Annotated in this window: 13 protein-coding genes; 10 read left to right on the top strand and 3 right to left on the bottom strand. The window is 61.2% G+C overall.

Going from position 1 to position 20,125, the window contains the following annotated elements; genetic code table 11:
• The first annotated feature begins 122 nt into the window (after nucleotides 1-122).
• Entirely contained in the window at nucleotides 123-4,472 is a 4,350-nt protein-coding gene (locus PMI16_RS14140; protein ID WP_443134893.1) for a beta strand repeat-containing protein, read from the top strand.
• A gap of 20 nt (nucleotides 4,473-4,492) precedes the next feature.
• Nucleotides 4,493-5,260: a FecR family protein gene (locus PMI16_RS14145; protein WP_007880595.1), complete on the top strand. Its 768-nt coding sequence runs from the start codon at nucleotides 4,493-4,495 to the stop codon at nucleotides 5,258-5,260.
• A gap of 77 nt (nucleotides 5,261-5,337) precedes the next feature.
• Here the strand turns inward: PMI16_RS14145 and PMI16_RS14150 are convergent, their stop codons facing one another.
• Complete coding sequence (locus tag PMI16_RS14150) at nucleotides 5,338-6,111, bottom strand: 3',5'-cyclic-nucleotide phosphodiesterase (RefSeq protein WP_007880602.1); 774 nt, start codon at nucleotides 6,109-6,111, stop codon at nucleotides 5,338-5,340.
• 408 nt (nucleotides 6,112-6,519) lie between these two features.
• Here PMI16_RS14150 and PMI16_RS14155 point away from each other — a divergent pair, with 408 nt between their 5' ends.
• The 8 genes from PMI16_RS14155 (at nucleotide 6,520) to PMI16_RS14190 (ending at nucleotide 17,755) form a co-directional block, all read left to right on the top strand.
• The gene (locus PMI16_RS14155) at nucleotides 6,520-8,151 is read left to right on the top strand and encodes an HD family phosphohydrolase (RefSeq protein ID WP_007880603.1); all 1,632 of its coding nucleotides are present in this window, start codon (nucleotides 6,520-6,522) and stop codon (nucleotides 8,149-8,151) included.
• Between the two features lie 189 nt (nucleotides 8,152-8,340).
• Complete coding sequence (locus PMI16_RS14160) at nucleotides 8,341-9,933, top strand: hypothetical protein (RefSeq protein WP_007880604.1); 1,593 nt, start codon at nucleotides 8,341-8,343, stop codon at nucleotides 9,931-9,933.
• A gap of 104 nt (nucleotides 9,934-10,037) precedes the next feature.
• Nucleotides 10,038-10,703, top strand: coding sequence for a hypothetical protein (locus PMI16_RS14165; RefSeq protein WP_007880605.1), 666 nt, complete (start codon nucleotides 10,038-10,040; stop codon nucleotides 10,701-10,703).
• 76 nt (nucleotides 10,704-10,779) lie between these two features.
• Nucleotides 10,780-11,694, top strand: a complete 915-nt coding sequence (locus PMI16_RS14170) for a LysR family transcriptional regulator (RefSeq protein ID WP_007880606.1) — start codon at nucleotides 10,780-10,782, stop codon at nucleotides 11,692-11,694.
• Nucleotides 11,695-11,992: 298 nt separating this feature from the next.
• On the top strand, nucleotides 11,993-13,330 hold the full coding sequence (locus PMI16_RS14175; RefSeq protein WP_007880613.1) for an MFS transporter: 1,338 nt from the start codon (nucleotides 11,993-11,995) through the stop codon (nucleotides 13,328-13,330).
• Between the two features lie 20 nt (nucleotides 13,331-13,350).
• Nucleotides 13,351-14,340 carry a M14 family metallopeptidase gene (locus tag PMI16_RS14180; RefSeq protein WP_007880614.1) on the top strand — a complete coding sequence of 330 codons (990 nt, stop codon included), beginning with the start codon at nucleotides 13,351-13,353 and terminating at the stop codon, nucleotides 14,338-14,340.
• Between the two features lie 47 nt (nucleotides 14,341-14,387).
• A complete protein-coding gene (locus PMI16_RS14185) occupies nucleotides 14,388-15,989 on the top strand; it encodes a methyl-accepting chemotaxis protein (RefSeq protein ID WP_007880615.1) in 1,602 nt (533 codons plus the stop codon).
• 269 nt (nucleotides 15,990-16,258) lie between these two features.
• Entirely contained in the window at nucleotides 16,259-17,755 is a 1,497-nt protein-coding gene (locus tag PMI16_RS14190) for a SulP family inorganic anion transporter (protein WP_007880618.1), read from the top strand.
• A gap of 69 nt (nucleotides 17,756-17,824) precedes the next feature.
• Here PMI16_RS14190 and PMI16_RS14195 read toward each other — a convergent pair whose 3' ends face one another.
• The gene (locus PMI16_RS14195; protein WP_007880620.1) at nucleotides 17,825-18,328 is read right to left on the bottom strand and encodes a DUF1993 domain-containing protein; all 504 of its coding nucleotides are present in this window, start codon (nucleotides 18,326-18,328) and stop codon (nucleotides 17,825-17,827) included.
• A gap of 238 nt (nucleotides 18,329-18,566) precedes the next feature.
• A complete protein-coding gene (locus PMI16_RS14200; RefSeq protein WP_007880622.1) occupies nucleotides 18,567-20,120 on the bottom strand; it encodes an efflux transporter outer membrane subunit in 1,554 nt (517 codons plus the stop codon).
• Nucleotides 20,121-20,125: the final 5 nt, after the last annotated feature.

A 20,125-nucleotide genomic window follows, 5' to 3' on the forward strand; every position in this document is an offset into this window, starting at 1 on the left:
TGCTGACAGGCCTGCTGCGCCGCTCGTGGCGCGCGATGTTCGGCAAGTCCTTGCGCATCTCGGTGACGGCCGCGGCGATCTGCGCGGCATGGAATGTGTCGGCGCTGGCAGCGGCGCCGCCAGTGAACACCTTGCCGACCGGCGGCGCCATCACCTACGGCAACGCGACGATCACGCAAAACGGCAATACGCTCAACATCAACCAGACCTCGGGCCAGGCGATCGGCAGCTTCACGACGTTCAGCATCGGCTCCAACGCCGTGGTCGACATCAGCCAGCCGAACGCGGCGGCAGCCTTCCTTGCGCGCGTGACCGGCTCCGATCCGTCGCTGATCTACGGCTTGTTGAAATCGAACGGCACGGTTGCCCTGATCAATCAGAACGGCATCCTGGTCGGCCCGACCGGCGTAGTCGACGTCGCCCGTTTCATTGCAAGTACGCTGAACATCAGCGACAGCGATTTTCTGGCAGGACGTCTGACGTTCAACAACGGCGCGACTGCCGGCAGCGTGGAGAACCAGGGCACCATCAAGAGCGCCACCGGCGGCAGCGTTTATCTGATCGGCGCCAACGTCACCAACAGCGGCGTGATCACCAGCCCGAACGGCGAGATCCTGCTGGCTGCAGGCCAGACGGTGCAACTGGTCGACACCGCCACGCCGGGCGTGTCGGTGAACGTGACCGGCTCCGCCGGCAGCGTCACCAATCTCGGCACCATTTCAGCAGCGGCAGGCCGCATCGGCATCGCCGCCGGCCTGATCAACAACAGCGGCAACATCAATGCCAGCAGCGTGGTCAGCGACGGCGGCCGCATCTTCCTGCGCGCTTCGCAAAACCTGACGACCACGGCGTCGTCGAATATCAGCGCCGACGGCGCCAGCACCGGCAAGGGCGGCAGCGTGGTGTTGTATTCGGACGGCGCGGCTTACATCGACGGCGATGTCTCGGCGCAGGGCGCGGCGGGCAAGGGCGGCTATGTCGAGACTTCCGGTCTGAAGTCGCTGGATGTGGTCAAGGTGCCGACGGTAGGCAGCGGCGGCCAGTGGTACATCGACCCTTACGATCTGGAAGTGGTGAGCGATTCGTTTGCCCCCAACAACACGACGGCAGATCCTGTTAACGCCATCAGTTCGAGCGGCGATAGTTCAAAAATCCGGGCCTCGACCATCGTGGGTTTGCTGAACGGCGGCACGGACGTGACGTTGACAACCGGTAACAGCGGCGGATCGGATGCCGGCAACATCACTGTCAGCGCGAACATCAACAAGGTCGGGGCCTCCAATTCCAACCTGACCCTGAATGCCCAGAACAATATTTCCATCAACGCCAACATCACCAGCAGCGGCAGCGCGCTGAACCTGACGTTGAACAGCTACTACCGCGGGGATGACAGCGGATCTCACGACGTTAACGTGAATCATGCAGACATTTCGCTCAACGGCGGCGTGCTGACCGTGACAAATGGCAACAGCACATCGCATTCGGGCAATGGTGGGTTGAATCTCAACAATGGTTCGCGCCTGCTGCTGACGCAAGCAAGCAGCGGTTTGATGGCCGGCGACGTCACGGTGGATGGCACCAGTTCGCTGCTCATCAGCCAAGGCTCTGCATCGGTGGGCACCTTCACCAATAGCGGTACTGCCAACATCAGCGGCAGCGGTACGATCAACGTCAGCGGCGATGTCAACAACCACAATCTGCTCAATCTGAGCGGAAGCGGCAACGTGAATATCTCGGGTAGCATCAACAATACGGATACCGGCACCATCAACGTGGATGCCACATCGCTGCACTTCAACCAGACCAATAGCCTCAATACCTCCGGCAACTTCAATGTCAATGGCGGAACCCTCACGGTTCAGGGCGGCAATGTCTCCGGCAATGTCAACGTCGCCTCCGGTGCGGCATTCAATCTGAATTACATGAATGTCGGCAATGCCACCGGAGCCACCAGTTTCACGGGCACGGGGAGCATGGCGTGGGCAGGGAATATCACTTTGCTCTCGGACATCACCTTGGCGGCCAACGGTCCGTCTCTGACGCTGAATGGCGGCAATCCCGAGTTCGTTCTGGCCTATTCCGGTCAAACTCCCCGCACCTTGATCACCAACAATACCGTGACGGTCAACGGGCGGGCGTCATTGGATCCCGGCGTGATCTGGAACAATAGCGGCACGGTCAACATTAACGCTCTTAACCAAGAGGGAGACAGACTCTCGCTTGGAGGAAATGCGCAGTTCAATAACCTGCAAGGCGGCACAATCAACCTGACCGGACCGACGTCACTGATCGCGAATGCCGGGGATTTCAACAATCAGGCCGGCGCTACCTTGAATCTCGGTACTTGCTCGACGCTGGATGTCGGTAGCAACGCGAAGTTTGCCAACGCAGGCAATATCACGATGCAGGTCGCCTCCAAAATTCTTGCTTCAAACGCCGCCAATTCCGGGATCATCAGCGGGAACGGCACGATTACTTCATCAGGCGTCTTCACAAATAGTGGCGTCGTGACATTGGGTGACAACGGATCTCTTACCGCAACGTCATTCGCCAACAGCCTTGGTGCAACAGTCAACGGAACCGGAGCAGTCTCGGTGTCTGGAGATTTTAATAACAACGGCATCGTTGCTTTGGGTACTGCAGGCAGCATCGCCGCCGTGAATTTCAACAACAACAACGGCGGAGCGGTAAACGGCAACGGTACTTATACATTAAGCGATACATTCAATAACAATGGCACCTTATCACCAGGTGGCGATGGTGCGATTGGCGCTATTAACATCACAGGGAAATATACGCCGGGCAGTGCCGGAGTCGTAAAAATCGATGTTGGCGGTGCTGGTGTCGGCGCATATGACACGTTGAGTTTCGGAGGCGGTATTGTTTTTGGTAATAGTGGCTCAGATATCTATGGGAGCCTGACGACAAACCTGTTGGGTGGTTATGCGCCAACAGTGGACACGACGTTCAATGTTTTCTCCGTTGGCACCACTTCTACGGGATATTTCCGTCACGTTGATGGTTCCATTCTTGGCACGGGCAACAACAGAAGCATGTTGAAAGCACGTTATGACGGAACCAACGGTGCTCCTGTCCTGGTCATGAAAGGTAGTGAAGACATCACGTATACAGGTACTGTCGAAAGTCAGTGGAAGTATTCTAGTAATTGGCAGGGCGGTATTCTGCCGACAGCGATTGATAACGTGATCGTGAACTCAGGCGGCGCTTTGTCGCATGGATCGTATGACGGTACCGATACGGTGAACAGCCTCCAGCTTGCCAGCGGCAGCAGTTTCTATTTGAGCGGCGGCACGCTGAACGTGGGGAATATCACCTCCAGCGCCAATTTCAACCTCGGTGGCGGCTATTTGAATCTGACCGGTACGGCAACGCTGAGCTCCTTGAGCATGTCCAATGGCTCCACATTTAACGGCGTTGGCACGGGATCGAGCATCAACGTCACCAACAATTTTGCACAGAATGGCGGCGTCATCGCGAGTGATGGAGACATTGCATTGACGCAGGTCGCCAATCTTGATCCGGAAGTTTCCGGCAACCTGATGGTCGGCACGATCACGGCGCGCAATCTCGTGCTGCAGGCGCAAGGCGGTTCGATCAGACAGAATGAGGTGACGCAGCTGCACGTCAGGCAACAACTGACGACCGCCTCATCCACCGGCACCACGCTGACCAATAGCGGCAACCAGATTGCGGCCTATACCGGCGCCAACACCGGCGTCGGCAACATCGCCCTGACCAATACGCTGAATGTCTCCGACACCAGCGTGGTACTCCTCAATGGCATCACCAATGCGGCCGGCAATGTCACGGTCGACAACACGGGCGCCATGGCGACCACCGGTAGTATCAGCGCGTTGAACAGCACCTTGCATTCGACGGTATCGCTGTCGACGCACAGCCCGCTGACCATCGGCAGCGGCGGCGTCAGTGCTGACGGCAATATTCTGCTCTCTGCCGGCAATAGCGGCTCTGCTACCGACAATCTGATCATCAACGGTGTCGTGACTTCGGCGGGCGGCAACATCAACCTGTTCGCCGGCAACAGCATGTCGGTCAATGCCAACATCTCAACCTCGGCGCCGGGACAAGCGCTGTTTAACGTGGTCAACGGCACCGTCACTTATGCGCCAGGCGTGAGCATCACCGATGTCAGCGGTACACAGATACCGGTTGCCGCAGTGGTTGCGCAGGTGGTGACGCCGGTTGTGACGCAAACGATCGCGCCGGCGGCCAATACCGTCATTACCAGCACGACGTCGCCTCAGTCCACGACCGTCACCGTCGTTGCGCCGGCATTGTCTTCCACGTCGTCGACGAACACGGCAACGGAAACCATGACCACCGGCGGCGATCCGGGCACCTTCGGGGGCAGCGATACGTCTGGCTCGGGCAAGAGTTCGACGTCTGAAAAGACGGGGACCAAAACCGCTTCCAAGTTGTATTGCAGCTGATATCTCGAGGACATCATTCAATGAAACAATCTATCCAAACGAGATATGGTTCCACCCGCGCTGCATTGCTGCGCGCCTGGCAACTGGCATGCCTGCTGGCGTTGTTGAGCTGGGGCAGCCTGGCGTTCGCGCAGGTGGTCGGCACCGTCACCCATCTGTCCGGCGTGCTGACGGTCAAGCGCGCGGACGGCAGCACCGCGGTGCTGGCGATCCAGTCGAAGATCCAGCAGGGCGATACCCTGATCACGGAATCCAACACCTACACGCGCGTGAAGTTTCTCGACGACGCCGAGATCGTCTTGCGTCCGGGTTCGCAGCTGGTGGTCAAGAGTTACCTCTATGACGCAGAGAAGCCGGCCCAGGACAACGTTGCCCTGAGCCTGGTCAAGGGCGGCTTGCGCGCCGTCACCGGGCTGGTCGGCAAACGCAACCACGACGCCGTCAGTTTCGACACGCCGACGGCGACCATCGGTATCCGGGGCACCCATTTCGGCGCGCTGTTCTGCCAGAACGATTGCGGCGGCGTGCCGACGCCAAGCGGCAGCACGCCGGCCAACGGCTTGCACGTCGACGTGGCGCAAGGCGCGATCGTGGTCGCCAACCCTGCCGGGCAGCAGGTGTTCCAATCCGGCTGGTTCGGCTATGTCGCCAGTGGGACCACGCCGCCCGTGGTGGTGCCGCCGACCCGGGGCGTTCCTTTGTTAATTCCGCTGTCGATCAGCAGGAACGCGCCACCGGCCGCGCAGCAGAACGCCGCCGGCAAGGACGTGGATTGTGTCGTGCAATAGGGTGTGATGCGTGATGCGAGGTGCGTCGGCTGCTGTTGTTGCAGCGGCGTCGGCGCATCTGCAGAGCCGTGTTGGTTTTAGAAGAGCAGCACCGACTCAGCCTGCAGCATGCCGAGCTTGCGCGTACCGGCACCCTGCAGCAGTTCCTTCTCGATCTGATGGAACAGGCCGGGTTTGGCGTGCGTGACGAGAATTTCCGGATCGCTCCTGAGCTTGGCCAGGTCGGCCAGCAGCAGGCTGGGGCAGAAATGCTTGGACAGCACGGCGAGTTCGCGCTCGCTGTCGGGGAAGGCCGCCTCGACGATCAGGTAGCGCAGGTTGTCGATGGCGTTGACGCTGTCCCACAGCGCATCGCAGCTGGTGGTGTCGCCGCTGAAGACCAGGCTGGCGTTGCTGCTCAAATCTTCCAGGTGGTAACCGACGGCCGGCACCGTATGGTTGGCCGGCAGCGCGGTGATGCTGCGCTCGCCGATCAGCAGCGACTTGCCGACTTCGATGGTGTTGAAGCGCAGGAAGGGATTTTCCGGCGAGGGGATTTCGCTGAAGTCGGGCCAGATCTGCCAGTTGAAGATGTGCTTGCGGATGACGTCTTGCGTGGCCTGTGTGGCGTGCATGGTCAGCGGCGTGTTGCGCTGGTCGCCGACGCTGTCGAGGATGAACGGCAGGCAGGCGATGTGGTCCAGGTGCGAATGCGTGATGAAGACGTGGTCGATGGCGGCCAGCGCTTGCAGGGGCAGATCGTTCACGCCGGTGCCGGCGTCGATCAGGATGTCGCTGTCGACCAGCAGGGATGTCGTGCGCAGCGTGTTGCCGCCTATGCCGCCGCTGCATCCGAGAATTTCTACGCGCATCGTTTGGATTTGATTGAGATGATGATTGTTGCGACCGGAACAGATGTGTTCGTACGGAAATCTTCCGCGGTCCCCCTGTGTGCCAACTCTTCTTTTTGTCGTGAAAGATTGCTGTGTGGAAGCTGAATGTGGCAATCTATGCAACTGGTTTCGATGGTAAGTTATCCGCTGGTCTAAATCAATAAAAAGCGCGGCGCGCATGCGGGAAACGCGACGAAACAACAGGGCAAGCCGACGCCGCTCAAGCGCGGTCGTCTCGTGACGATAACAAGCAGGAAAAAGGCGCTCTGCTTGACATTTTATTGTCAGTATTGAAGCGTATCTTTCCAGAATCACAGCAAGCAAACGTTTTCACTGCATCAAAGAATGCGATGCAGGCCAGCTATCTCCATTGAGCCGACGAACAACATGAAAAACCAGCATCTTGATATCGCCCACCGCCTCGAAAAACTGACCGAACTCAGCGTGGCGCTCAGCAGCAACCGCAACATCCCGCTGTTGCTCGAGCGCATCCTGCAGACCGCGCGCAGCATCACCCTGGCCGACGGCGGCACGCTGTATCGCACGGTGGAGGAGGAAGACAGCCTGGCGTTTTACATCTCGATCAACGATACGCTGGGCATGCACCAGGGCGGCAGCAGCGCGCAGAAGATCACCATCCCCAACATCCAGCTGACCAATCCCGACGGCACCAAGAACCTCGGCGCCGTGGCCGCCTATGCCGCCAATACGCGCAAGTCGGTCAACATTCCCGACGTCTACCAGGCCAAGGAATTCAACTTCTCCGGCATGCGCATGTTCGACGAGAAGTTCAACTACCACTCGCAGTCCTTCCTGACCGTGCCGATGCAGGATCACGAAGGCGAACTGGTCGGCGTGCTGCAACTGGTCAACGCCATCGATCCGGACACCGGCAAGCCGCACCCGTTTTCGCAGACCGACCAGTATTTCATCGAAGCGCTGGCGTCGCAGGCGGCCATCGCCATCACCAACCAGCAACTGATCTACCGCCTCGAAAATCTGTTCGAACATTTCATCAAGCTCATCAACATGGGCATCGATGAAAAGTCGCCGCACACCGGTCGCCACTGCGAGCACGTGCCCGAGCTGGCGATGATGCTGGCCGAGGCCGCGCATGAAACCACCGAAGGTCCGGTGGCCGAATTCAAGATGTCCGAGCGCGACCGCCGCGAGCTGTGGGTGGCCGGCCTGCTGCACGACTGCGGCAAGATCACCACGCCGGATCACGTGGTCGAAAAGTCGACCAAGCTGCAAACCATCTACGACCGCATCGGCCTGATCGACACGCGCTTCGAAGTGCTCAAGCGCGATGCCGAAATCGCCGTCCTCAAGAAAAAGCTGGCGCTGGGCGCCGCCCTCGACGCCACGCAAAACGAAGCGCTGGACCGCGAACTGCAGGAACAATGCGCCGCGCTCGACGCCGACCGCAATTTCTTGCGCAAGGCCAACATCGGCAGCGAAGGCATGAAGCCGGAAGACCAGGATCACGTCACCGCCATCGCCGCGCGCCAATGGCGCGGTCCGGAGGGCGAAGTCATCTCCGCGCTGACCGAAGACGAAATCACCAATCTGCGCATTCGCATGGGCACGCTCAACGACGCCGAGCGCCAGATCATCAACAACCACATCGTCGTCACCATCAAGATGCTGGAGTCGCTGCCGTGGCCGAAGCAATTGCGCAACGTCACCGAATACGCCGGCGGCCACCACGAACGCATGGACGGCAAGGGGTATCCGAAGGGACTCACGCGCGAGCAGATGTCGCTGCCGGCGCGCATGATGGCGATCGCCGACATCTTCGAGGCGCTCACCGCCGCTGATCGTCCCTACAAGCGCGGCAACACGCTCAGCGAAGCGCTGGAAATCCTCGGCGGTTTCCGCCAGCGCGACCACATCGATCCGGATCTGTTCGACGTGTTCGTGCGCAGCAAGGTCTATCGGAAATACGCGGAGAAGTTCATGCCGGCCAACCAGATCGATGAAGTCGATCACAGCAAGATTCCGGGCTTCGTTCCCTAACGCGGTCTGCGCCGGGAAGTCTCTCCTTGCTCGGCGCTCTCGGCGAACTGCGGCAGCTTCATCGGCGGGTAGAGCTTCAGCGAGCGCGCCGCCTTCATGTTGATCAGCACTTAATGGTGCGCTCGCCGTGAAACTGTTTATCTGCGCTGGATACCTCGCCAACAAGAAAAAGAGAAGGGAATCCGCCTGATGAATGCATCGACGGACATCGAAACGGAAGCACTCCCGGCGGTGCAGCAAACAAGGCCCGCGCGGCAGGGGCCGGCTGCGTCGTTCTTCCGCCGGCACTTGCGCGGCGACTATTCGCTGGGACGCTCCTACTGGCTGCACATGGTGGTGTTCGCGGCGCTGCTGCCGCGCGTGCTGGGGATTGCGCTGACTCCGGTCTTTGCCGAGCGGCCGGCGCGTTACGGCGCTGCCGCGACTTTGCTCGTGCTGATGTTGGGCTGGCTGGCCTGGATCTGGGGCGCGTGGGGCACCTGGATGTCTGCAGGCAGGCACGTGCAGCGCGGCGGCAAGCGTGCATGGGCGAATGTCGCCAGGACGATGCTGGTGTTCGGACTGATCGGCACCATCGGCAACGTGGTCAGGATCCACGGCGTGCTGGGCGAATACACGCGCACGGCGTTCGGCGCGCAGCTGGGACCGGAGACGGTCTTCGAGGTGCGCGCCGACGGCCGTTCCATCCTGCTCAAGGGCGGCATCAACGACGACACTGCCGAACGTTTCGTCAAAACACTCGACGCCGCGCCTTCGGTGCGCACGGTGGTGCTGTACTCCAGCGGCGGCTGGGTGACGCAGGGTCGCCGGCTGGCGAAGATCATCGCCGCGCGCGGTCTCGACACCTATGTCGAACAGGATTGCGCCTCGGCCTGCACCATCGCTTTCCTGGCGGGCAAGAGCCGGGCGGCCGATCCTGCCGCGCGCATCGGCTTCCATGCCTTCCATTCCCTGGGCGGCCTCGACGAAAAGTTCGCCCAGTCTTCCGACGAGAAGCTGGCGCGCGACACCTACGGCCAGGCCGGCCTGTCGCCTGCTTTCATCAACCGCATCGTCGGCACCAGCCACAACAGCGTCTGGTATCCCAGCCATGACGAGTTGCTGCAGGCCGGCGTGCTGACCCGCACCAGCCTGGGCGGCGAGACCGCGACGCTGGCCACGGTTGCTTCCACGCGCGAAAAGCTGGAGGATGAATTCAAAAGGTCGGAAGTGTTCGACGTCCTGTCGGTGAAGTATCCGGACGATTTCCAACGCATCGTCGACGACGCCTGGAAGAAGGCGCAAGACAAGCGGCCGGACAGCGAGATCGTCGCGGCCGCGCGGACGCAGCTGAACCGGATGACCGACCGGCTGCTGCCGATCGCATCGGACAAATCGCTGATGGATTTCCAGCACCTGCTGCTTGAACGCGCCGAGGCCCTGCGCCTGCAAAACAGTGAAGCCTGCGCCGCCACCTTGTTCCCCGGCGCACAGACGGCGCCTGCGAGAGTCTCGCTGCCGCGGGAATTCACCGATCGCGAAGCGCGCTTCACCGCCGCCATGATCCGCGACAGCAGTCCCGACAACCGGAAGACCTTCAGCAAGGAAGAGACGCAGCAGGCCGTGCGCACTTTGCTGGCGTCGCTGACGCCGGCGCAGCAGCAACTTCTGGCATCGCCGCAACAGCGCGCGGCGTCCCCCGGCGCGACCTGCGCGATGGTGATCGCCTACCTCAAGGCGATCGACATGCAGCCGGAAGTAATGCGCAAGCACACGCTGCGGGTGCTGTATTCGAGGGGGTGAAAGCGGTGCCGCCCAGAGAGGCGGCATGAACGCGTTGAGGTGACGTAGAATTCACTTCTACAAACCAACGGCCTATTTGTTTGCCGTCTAAAAAGGGGAAAAGGATGCAAAAAACGGGAAAACTCTTGATAGGCCTGCTCGTACTTCTGCTGGCCGGATGTGCGGCAAAGAGCGTTCAGCGCGATTATGCTTTGGACGAGAAGTCGGGAAAAGGCATCGTCATCGTATCGGTATCGCATGATCAGCGAGGTTCAAGAGCGCTTAATGCAATCTTCTATGTTGACTTTAAACCTGGCATCATCATGCCCGAGCACATGATGTTGAAGACACTCGGCGAGAGTTTTCCCGGCATCCCCAAAGCCAGCGAATTCAAGGATAACTATGGTCAGGTACTGGCGCTCGAATTGCCCGCCGGCATGCATCAGATCAATAGCTGGAGAGCCTCGCGTTCGGGAGGGTTTCAAATCAGCCCGCGGGACATGCCGCCGCCATTGGAGTTTGAAGTGGTTGCGGGAAAAATTCAGTATCTGGGCAACCTGCACCTGATTCTGGAGGGCGGAAGGAATATCTTTGGTATTCCCATCGTATCCGACGCACATCCGGAGGTGCGCGACATGCGTCAACGGGACATCGCAATGATCGAACGCAAATATCCGCAGTTCAAGGAGCACATCGATATCGCCTTGCTTCCTCTCGGTCTTTGGCCGGAAGAACACGATACATCGAGTACCGTCTTGCCGATATATATTCCTGTTCCCATCAAAAAATAGAAAATGATGTCGCTGATCTGAACACGTTCGCGGATTGTGGCGAACGTCTTCAGATCGCAATGAAAGGAACGGCAACGTGTATCTGATATGGCTGGAAGACTTCATCGAACTGGCGCGCACGCGCAGTTTTTCGCGTGCGGCGGAGAATCGTTTCGTCACGCATCCGGCTTTCGGTCGTCGTATCAAGGCGCTGGAGCAATGGGTCGGCGCCGAGCTGGTGGTGCGCACGCATCCGGTGTCGCTGACGGCGGCGGGGCAGCTTTTTCTCGACGCGGCGACGCATTCGACCGACGTGCTGTACGCTGCGCGAGCGCAGCTGCAAGATAGTTCCAGCCCGGTCGAGCAGACCTTGCGCGTGGCGACCGGCCGCACGCTGGCGCGGACGTTTTTTCCGGACTGGTATGAGAGCATCAACCAGCGCTTCGGTCCTTTTCCCGTTTCGGTCAGTACCGGCGGCGCACAGGAGGTGATCCTGCGGCTGGGCGCGGGCGATGCCGACTTGCTGGTGATCTATTCGAGCCCGACCACGCGCCTGCTGATCGATCCGATGCGCTATGAATCGCTGACGCTGGCGCGCGAAATCCTGTTGCCGGTGGTGGCCGCCGACGCCAGGGGACGGCCGCGCTTCAAGCTGGCGCCGGCCAGCGCAGCAACGCCGACGCCGTGGCTGGGCTTCTCGCAATCGCTGACCTTGCGCGGCGTGCTGGCCAAGCATCTGGCCGGCTTGCCCAAGAAGGTTTCCCTGCGCATGGTGTATGAAGCCGACTCCTACGAATCCATCCACGAGATGGCGCGCCGCGGCGTCGGCGTGGCCTGGTTGCCGCAGCGGCTGGTGCAGGAAGACATCAACGAGCGCCGCCTGCTGGTCATCGGCGAGCCGGAGATGCGCGTCAGTTTCGACATCTCGCTGTATCGCGTGCGCGGCAACGACAACGCACTGGTCAATGCGATCTGGGACGGCGTGGCGTCGGACGCCATCGACAAGCCCTGACAGGCCGCATCCTGCATCGCGCTGCCGGCGCCTTCTGCGGCAAAAAGCACAAGCCTGTGCCGAAACGGCAATAAGCAAAAAATCGCGCTCACTATACTCCCTCGAAGTTCTCGAAACGTCTTTTGGTACGTCTGGAAAGATGCTCACAAATAGAGTGCAATAGAGTACAACATGCACTATTTTCGAACATCGTGTCAGACGCGCCATAACGTGCGAGTCAAATAGAATAAGCGGCGCAGACATGACTGCCATCGCAGCAGCAATGCGCCGCATCGAGAGAAAATGGGAGTCACACCGCATGTCAGCCGAATTCGAGTCTTCATCACCGCTTGCCGCAGAACATCGTGCCACCGCACCGCAGGCAGCCAAACGCAAGAATCCCTGGAAAGAAATCTGCGCCGCCAGCATCGGCAACGCGCTGGAGTTTTACGACCTGCTGATCTACGGCTACTTCGCCGTGGTGATCGGCAAGCTGTTCTTCCCGGCCCAGGATGAAACGACCTCGCTGCTGCTGAGCGTCGGCACCTTCGGCATCTCCTTCGTGATCCGTCCGCTCGGCGCCATCGTGCTCGGCTCCTACGCCGACCGGGCCGGCCGCAAGGCTTCGCTCACGGCGTCGATCCTGATCATGATGGTCGGAACGGCGATGATTGCGTTTGCGCCGACCTATGCGCAGATCGGCATCGCTTCGCCGCTGATCATCATCGTGGCGCGCCTGTTGCAGGGCTTTTCCACCGGTGGCGAATTCGGCGCGGCGACGGCCTTCATGGTCGAGCATGCCGACGCCAAGCGGCGCGGTTTTTTCGCCAGCTGGCAATTGTCGACGCAAGGTCTGGCCACGGTGCTCGCCGCCGGCGTGAGCGCCTTGCTGAGCTTCAACCTGACCGACGCCCAGCTCAACGACTGGGGCTGGCGCGTGGCGTTCTGCTTCGGTTTGCTGGTGGGGCCGGTCGGTCTTTACATCCGCAGCCAGATCGACGAGACGCCCGAGTTCAAGAAAATCGCTGCCGACGCGGCCGTCGCCAAGGCGGAGAAATCGCCGCTGATGCTCGTGCTGGTGCGCGACCGCGTCAAGCTGCTGCTCGCCATCGGCGTGGTGGCCGGCGCCACCGCCTTCAACTACGTGCACAAGCTGTACATGCCGACTTATGCACTGAAGCAGTTGCACATCCCCGCCACTTCGTCCTTCATCGGTGCGCTGATCACCGGGCTGGTGCTGATGCTGACCGCGCCGGTGTTCGGCACCTTGTCGGATCGCTACGGCCGCTTCCGCGTGCTGACGATCGCGATGCTGTCCATCGGCCTGACCTCGTATCCGCTGTTCATGCTGCTCAACACCTGGCCGACCGTGACCATGCTGATCGCGGTGCAGGGCATCGTGGGCGTGTTGATCGCGGCTTGCCTGGGACCGATCCCGGCCATGCTGTCGGATATCTTCCCGACCCAGACGCGCGGCACAGGTCTTGCTCTTAGCTATAACTTCTCGGTGACCTTGTTCGGCGGCTTCTCGCCGCTGATCGTGACGTGGATGATCGCGGCAACCGCGAACAAGATGGCGCCGAGTTTCTATGTCATGGCGACCGCGTTGATCAGCCTTGTGGCCGTGATCGCGCTGGGGCGCCGGATGGGCCGATAATTTTAGCTGGAGTCTTTTGCATGAAAACCCTGGAACAAGTACGCGCACAACTGAAACACTATCCGCTCGAGGTGGAATTCCCTGCCATCGACAAATGGCAACACGGCAATACCGGCGTCGACTACGTGCACAGCATCGACAGCGGCATCGCCGGTCCGCACGTGATGATCATGGCGCTGATGCACGGCAATGAAGTCAGCGGCGCGATTACCGTCGAACGCTTGCTGCAGGCCGGATTGAAGCCACTTAAAGGACGCATCACGCTGGGTTTTGCCAACGTCGAAGCCTATCGCCGCTTCGATGCGCGCAATCCGGATGCGACGCGCTACATCGATGAAGACATGAACCGGGTCTGGTCGTCGTCGCGTCTCGACGGCGCCGAGGATAGCGTTGAATTGCGCCGCGCGCGCCAGTTGCGTCCCATCATCGACACGGTCGACTACATGCTCGACCTGCATTCCATGCATGAAGAAGCGCCGCCGTTGATCGTCAGCGGTCCGCTCGAAAAAGGCATCCGGTTCGCCGCCGATGTCGGTGCGCCCGAGCACGTGATCATCGACGTCGGTCATCCCAACGGCAAGCGCATGCGCGACTATGCCGGTTTCGGCGACCCGGCCAGCGCCAAGAATGCCTTGCTGATCGAAACCGGCCAGCATTTCTCCGCGCGCAGCAAGGAAGTCGCGATGGATTCGGCCTGCCGTTTCCTGATCGCCACCGGCGCGATGGCTGCGAGCGAATTGAGCGTCTTCATGCTGGCGGCCGAACCGGCGCAGGCACAGCAGCGCTTCATCCGCGTGACCGAGCCGGTGGTGGCGACGTCCTATGATTTTGAATTCGCCGAAGACTATCGCGGCATGGAAATCATCGCCAAGGCCGGCACCGTCATCGCGCGCGAAGGCGAGCGCGAATTCGTCACGCCCTACGACAACTGCGTCATCGTCATGCCGTCGCTGCGCCATCTCGGGCCCGGCGTGACCGTGGTGCGGTTGGGGCATATCGTCGCGCGTTAGCTCAAGGGCTGCGGGCGGCACAACAAGTTCAGGGGAGTAAGCGCGTCATGGGGAAAATGAAAATCGGCAAACGGCTGGCATTGGGGTTTGCCGTGATCATGCTGCTGTCCATCGTCATCGCGGCGATCGGCATCTGGCGCCTGCAGGTGGTGTCGGACGTTACGCGCGCGATGGTCGAGCAGTCGGCGCGCAAGGAGCGGCTGATTTCCAGCTGGTACGGCAGCCTGCGCGCCGGCATCGTGCGCACCATCGCGATTTCGCGCAGCGCCGATCCCACGCTCAAGACTTACTTCATCGACGAAGCCAAGGCCTCGACCAACAACTCCTCGCGCCTGCAAAAAGAGATAGGCGAGTTGCTCGGCAGCGAAGAGGAGAAGGCCTTGTTCCAGAACATCGGCGAACGCCGCAAGGTCTATCTCGCGTCGCACTATCGCATCCTCGATCTGAAGTCGGCCGGCAACATCGATGAAGGCAATCGTCTGCTGGACCAGGAGTTCGTGCCGCTGGCGAAGAGCTATCAGGACGCCATGCTCAGGCTGCTGGAGCTGGAGCAACGCGACATCGACAAGACCACCCAGCAGATCGACGACATCGCCGCCGGCAGTCGCCGCTTGCTGCTGGTCCTCGAAGGGGTGGCGCTGTTGCTGGGTTGTTTTTGCGCCTGGTACCTGACGATGGGTATCACGCGTCCGATCAATATCGCGCTGGGGATCTCGCGCCGCGTTGCCGATGGCGACCTGACTACGCAGATCAGTGGCGCCGAAGGCAAGGGCGGCGATGAAGTGGGCCAACTGTTGTCTTCGCTGAACGACATGAACGGCAGCTTGCGCAACATCGTCAGCAACGTCCGCACCGGCACCGATACGATCGCCATCGCCTCGGCCGAGATCAGCACCGGCAATCACGATCTGTCGGCGCGCACCGAGCAGCAGGCGAGTGCGCTCGAAGAGACCGCGTCGGCGATGGAAGAACTGATTTCCACCGTGCGCCGGAATGCGGACAATGCCGACACCGCCAGCCGGCTGGCGTCGGCGGCATCCGGCATTGCTATCGAAGGCGGCGAAGTGGTCGGCCGCGTGGTGGCGACGATGACCGCCATCAACGGCTCGTCGCGCAAGATCGTCGACATCATCAGCGTGATCGACGGCATTGCCTTCCAGACCAATATCCTGGCTTTGAACGCCGCCGTCGAAGCCGCCCGCGCCGGCGAGCAGGGGCGCGGCTTCGCGGTGGTCGCCAGCGAAGTGCGCAGCCTGGCGCAGCGCAGCGCCACCGCTGCCAAGGAAATTAAATTACTCATCGACGACTCCGTGAAAAAAGTCGGCGACGGCAGCGTATTGGTGGAACAGGCCGGCGCGACCATGGGGCGCGTTGTCGATAGCGTCAGGAAGGTCGCCGACATCGTCGGTGAAATCAGCCTTGCCAGTCGCGAGCAATCCTCCGGCATCGGGCAGGTCAACGACGCCATCAGTCAGATGGACCAGATGACCCAGCAGAACGCGGCGCTGGTGGAGCAGGCCGCAGCGGCGGCATCGTCCATGCAGAATCAGGCTGCGGCGCTGGCGCAACTGGTGAGCGTGTTTTCGCTCGACCACGGATCCAGGCAGGCCTCGGCGTTGCCGCTTTACGCCGCCCCCCGGCTGGCCTGAACCGGGCCGTCGTACCGGGTATTGCACCGGATGCGGTAAAATGCCGGATCGGCGCCGCGCCTTGCTGGCGCTGGTCCGGCTGACGTATTGCCTCCTACGCAACAATCTGACATCTCCATTTCTCCGAAACGTTGTCCGCCGCTGCTTGTTCCTGGCGCAACGTCTTTCCTGCAGGTCGTCATCGCTGTTTTGCCTATGGCTGGTGTGTAAATTGCATGCGTCTGATTCTGTCAGAACGTCCGCCGGCATCGGATTACGGATAACGACCAATGAACAAGAATTCTCTTCGGGATGAATGGTTTTCGAACGCCCAAGCCAATGTCCTGGCCGGCCTGACCTCGTCCTTTGCGTTGGTGCCCGAGTGCATCGCCTTCGCGCTGGTGGCGCAGCTCAACCCGTTGATGGGTTTGTATGGCGCCTTCATCATCTGCACCGTGACGGCACTGTTCGGCGGACGCCCGGGCATGATTTCCGGCGCGGCAGGTTCGATGGCGGTGGTGATCGTGGCGCTGGTGGTGCAGCACGGTGCGCAATATTTCCTCGCCACGGTGGTGCTGGGCGGCGTGCTGATGCTGCTGTTCGGCGCCTTGCGGCTGGGCAAGCTGGTGCGCATGGTGCCGCATCCGGTGATGCTGGGCTTCGTCAATGGCCTGGCGATCGTCATCGCCATGGCGCAGCTGGAACATTTCAAACAAGTCACGCCGGACGGCGTGCACTGGCTGCAGGGCGCGCCGCTGCTGGTCATGGCGGGGCTGGTGATCGTCACCATGCTGATCGTCTACCTGCTGCCGCGCGTGACCAAAGTGATCCCGCCGGCGCTGGCGGCCATCGTTGGCATCGGCGTGCTGAGCCAGCTGCTGCATCTGCCCACGCGCACGCTGGGCGACATGGCGCACATCGCGGGCGATTTGCCGATTTTCCATTTTCCTGAAGTGCCGCTCACGCTGGAAACGCTGCGCATCATCGCGCCGTATGCGGTGCTGATGGCCATCGTCGGCCTGCTGGAAACCCTGCTCACCTTCAATCTCACCGACGACATCACCGAGACGCGCGGCCAGGCCAATCGGGAGTGTCTGGCGCTGGGCGCGGCCAATGTCTTGTCCGGACTGTTCGGCGGCATGGGTGGCTGCGCCATGATCGGCCAGACCATGATCAACCTCGGTTCGGGCGGTCGTTCGTGCCTGTCGGGCGTGGTCAGCGGCGTGATGATCCTGCTGTTCATCCTGTTCCTGTCGCCGTGGATCGAGCGCATCCCGCTGGCGGCGCTGGTGGGCGTGATGTTCGTGGTGGCGCAGCAGACTTTCGCGTGGGGTTCGCTGCGCGTGCTGGGCAAGGTGCCGCGCCATGACGCGCTGGTGATTGTCGCTGTCACCGTCATCACCGTCTTTACCGATCTGGCCGTGGCGGTGTTGTGCGGCATCGTGATTGCCGCGCTCAACTTCGCCTGGCAGCATGCGCGCGAAATACGTGCCGACATCAGTCAGTCCGGCGCCGGGGAAAAGACCTATGTGCTGCACGGCACACTGTTCTTTGCCTCGACCGCGCATTTTCAGGAATTGTTCGACGTGGCGCGCGATCCGCAGCGCGTGATGCTTGATTGCCGCCATGTGCGCCTGGCCGACCATTCGGCCATTGCGGCGCTGGAAAGTCTGACGGAGCGTTATGCGAAGGCCGGTAAGCAGATGCAGCTGGCGCATCTGTCCAAACGCTGCCGGCAGTTGTTGCAGCGCGCGGGGATGGCGCCGGAACAACTCGCTCTTCAATGAGTACGCAATAAGCGCGCAATAAAAAACCGGCCTCAGGCCGGTTTTTTATTGCGCGATGCAGGGCCTTGACTAGAACCCGAGGTAATCCATCTTGCCGATCTTCACACCCTTGTGACGCAGGATGTCGTAGGCCGTCGTGACGTGGAACAGGAAATTCGGCAGCACGAAGGTGAACAGATAGGTCTGGCCGGTGAATGTCGTTTCCTGGCCGCGCAGCTTGATGACGATTTCGCGTTCTTGGCTGCCGTCGAATTGTTCCGGCTTCAGGGTTTCGAGGAAGGCAATCGTCTTGGCGATGCGCTCCTGCAATTGCGGGAAGGTGGTTTCTTCATCGGCGAAGCTCGGCGGCTGGATGGCCGTCAGGCGCGACGAGCCCAACTTGGCAGCATCGCTGGCGCGCTGGATTTGCCCGGTCAGTGCATACATGTCGTCAAACAGACGCGCGCTCAGGAAGGTCTCCGGATCGAGCTGGTTTTCTTCGATATGGGCGACAGCCTTGTTGAGCAAGGTCGACAAGATGGTCAGCGCGCGGGTGAAGACGGGGATGGAAGCCTGGTACATGGTGAGCGACATAGTGACTCCTGGAATGGGTGGGACAGACGTTGGCAACACTGCCGATGGCGTCTTGCCTGTTTTGGATAACAACTACATGACAAAGAACAACAACGGCTGCTGCTATCTTCTTCCATCATGAAGACAAGCGACCGCAGGGAATAAAAAAACCGACCAGCCCGGCATGGGCAACCGAACCGGTCGGCAAGGGGACGAAACACCTCATGGCGGCCGCACCGTGATTCAGTGCGGCGCGCCCTTACATCTTGTTGCCGGCCGCGTCGTTCTTCGCCTGCGTCTCAGTGGGCGCCAGCGGACCGTGCCAGCCGCCGCCGAGTGCGCGGATCAGGTTGACGGTCGAGCGAGCGCGTTCGCCGTCGAGCTGGACCGCGGCGCGTTGCTGTTGCAATACGGTGCGGTCGGCGTCGATCACGTTGAAGTAGCTGACCGAACCTTCGCGATACTGCACGTGCGACAGGTTGGCGGCGCGGTTCGATGCAGACACCGCGTCATCCTGCGCCTTGGTCTGGTCGCCCAGGATGCGCAGGCTGGCAAGGTTGTCTTCCACTTCGCGGAAGGCCGTCAGCACGGTCTGGCGATAGTTGGCGACGTCTTCTTCATACGCGGCGCGGGCACGATTGACGCCGGCTTCACGGCGACCGCCGTCGAAGATCGGCAGCGTCAGCGCCGTACCCACCAACGGACCCAGCAAGAAGGTGCGGCTCGACCAGTTGAACAGGTCGCCCAGCTTGGCCGATTCATAACCGAGACCGCCGGTCAGATCCAGACGCGGGAACCAGGCCGAACGGGCCACGCCGACGCGGGCGTTGGCGGCTGCCATGGCGCGTTCCGCGGCAGCGATGTCGGGACGGCGTTCCAGCAGGTCGGACGGCAGGCCGGCCGGGATCGTGATCGACAAACGCGTCAGCGGCTGCGGCGTGAAGTTGAACTCGGCCGGCGTCTTGCCCAGCAGGATCGCCAGTGCGTGTTCCGCATTGGCGCGCTGGCGGGCGATGCCGAAGGATTCCGATTGGGCGGAAGCCAGCTCGGACTTGGCGCGGGCGACGTCGACTTCGCTGATGTCGCCTTCGTCGAAGCGGCGTTGGACCAGCTTCAGCGATTGGGCGCGCAGTTCGACGGTGCCGCTGTACAGTTCTTGCTCGGCATCCAGTTCGCGCAGCAGGAAGTATTGCTGGGCGACGTCGGCTTGCAACGCCAGGCGCACCGAGTGGAACAGCGCTTCGCTGCGTTGCGCATCGGCGGTTGCCGCATCGACGGTGGAGGCGACGCGACCGAACAGGTCGGCTTCATACGACACGCCCAACTGTGCACGCCAGAGGGTGGTCGGCGTGGTGTTGGCGTCCGGCGCCAGGCCTTGCGAGGCCGGCGACTGGCGTTGACGGGTCGCGCCGAAGCCGGCGTCGATTTGCGGGAACAGACCGGAGCGTGCATCCTGGCGCAGGGCGCGCGACTGGCTCAGGCGGGCGGCGGCAGCCTTCAGGTTTTGATTGGCGTCGAGCGCCTGGATTTCCAGGGCGTTGAGGCCTTCATCGTTGAAGATCTTCCACCATTCGCCGCGGGCCATGTCTTCGGCCGGTTGCGCGGTCTTCCAGTCGGAAGCTGCTTTTGCGTCAGCGGCTTCCTTGTAGGCGACCGAGGTGTTCACGGCGGGGCGTTCGTAGGTCGGCGCCACCGAGCAGCCTGCCAGCACCAGCATGGCTGCCAGCAGGACCGAACTTACTCTGAGACCTTGGACGGGCTTGAGCAGCTTGCCGCCCAGGCCTCCGAAGTTGTCGATTGATAGTGCGTTCATGTTAT

Origin of the sequence: Herbaspirillum sp. CF444, assembly GCF_000282135.1 — a bacterium.
Taxonomy (GTDB): domain Bacteria; phylum Pseudomonadota; class Gammaproteobacteria; order Burkholderiales; family Burkholderiaceae_D; genus Herbaspirillum.

Coding starts and splice junctions, on each gene's coding strand:
- PMI16_RS14195 (WP_007880620.1), bottom strand. CDS start 18,328: ATGTCGCTCACCATGTACCAGGCTTCCATCCCCGTCTTCACCCGCGCG.
- PMI16_RS14165 (WP_007880605.1), top strand. CDS start 10,038: ATGCAAAAAACGGGAAAACTCTTGATAGGCCTGCTCGTACTTCTGCTG.
- PMI16_RS14180 (WP_007880614.1), top strand. CDS start 13,351: ATGAAAACCCTGGAACAAGTACGCGCACAACTGAAACACTATCCGCTC.
- PMI16_RS14160 (WP_007880604.1), top strand. CDS start 8,341: ATGAATGCATCGACGGACATCGAAACGGAAGCACTCCCGGCGGTGCAG.
- PMI16_RS14185 (WP_007880615.1), top strand. CDS start 14,388: ATGGGGAAAATGAAAATCGGCAAACGGCTGGCATTGGGGTTTGCCGTG.
- PMI16_RS14175 (WP_007880613.1), top strand. CDS start 11,993: ATGTCAGCCGAATTCGAGTCTTCATCACCGCTTGCCGCAGAACATCGT.
- PMI16_RS14150 (WP_007880602.1), bottom strand. CDS start 6,111: ATGCGCGTAGAAATTCTCGGATGCAGCGGCGGCATAGGCGGCAACACG.
- PMI16_RS14190 (WP_007880618.1), top strand. CDS start 16,259: ATGAACAAGAATTCTCTTCGGGATGAATGGTTTTCGAACGCCCAAGCC.
- PMI16_RS14145 (WP_007880595.1), top strand. CDS start 4,493: ATGAAACAATCTATCCAAACGAGATATGGTTCCACCCGCGCTGCATTG.
- PMI16_RS14155 (WP_007880603.1), top strand. CDS start 6,520: ATGAAAAACCAGCATCTTGATATCGCCCACCGCCTCGAAAAACTGACC.
- PMI16_RS14200 (WP_007880622.1), bottom strand. CDS start 20,120: ATGAACGCACTATCAATCGACAACTTCGGAGGCCTGGGCGGCAAGCTG.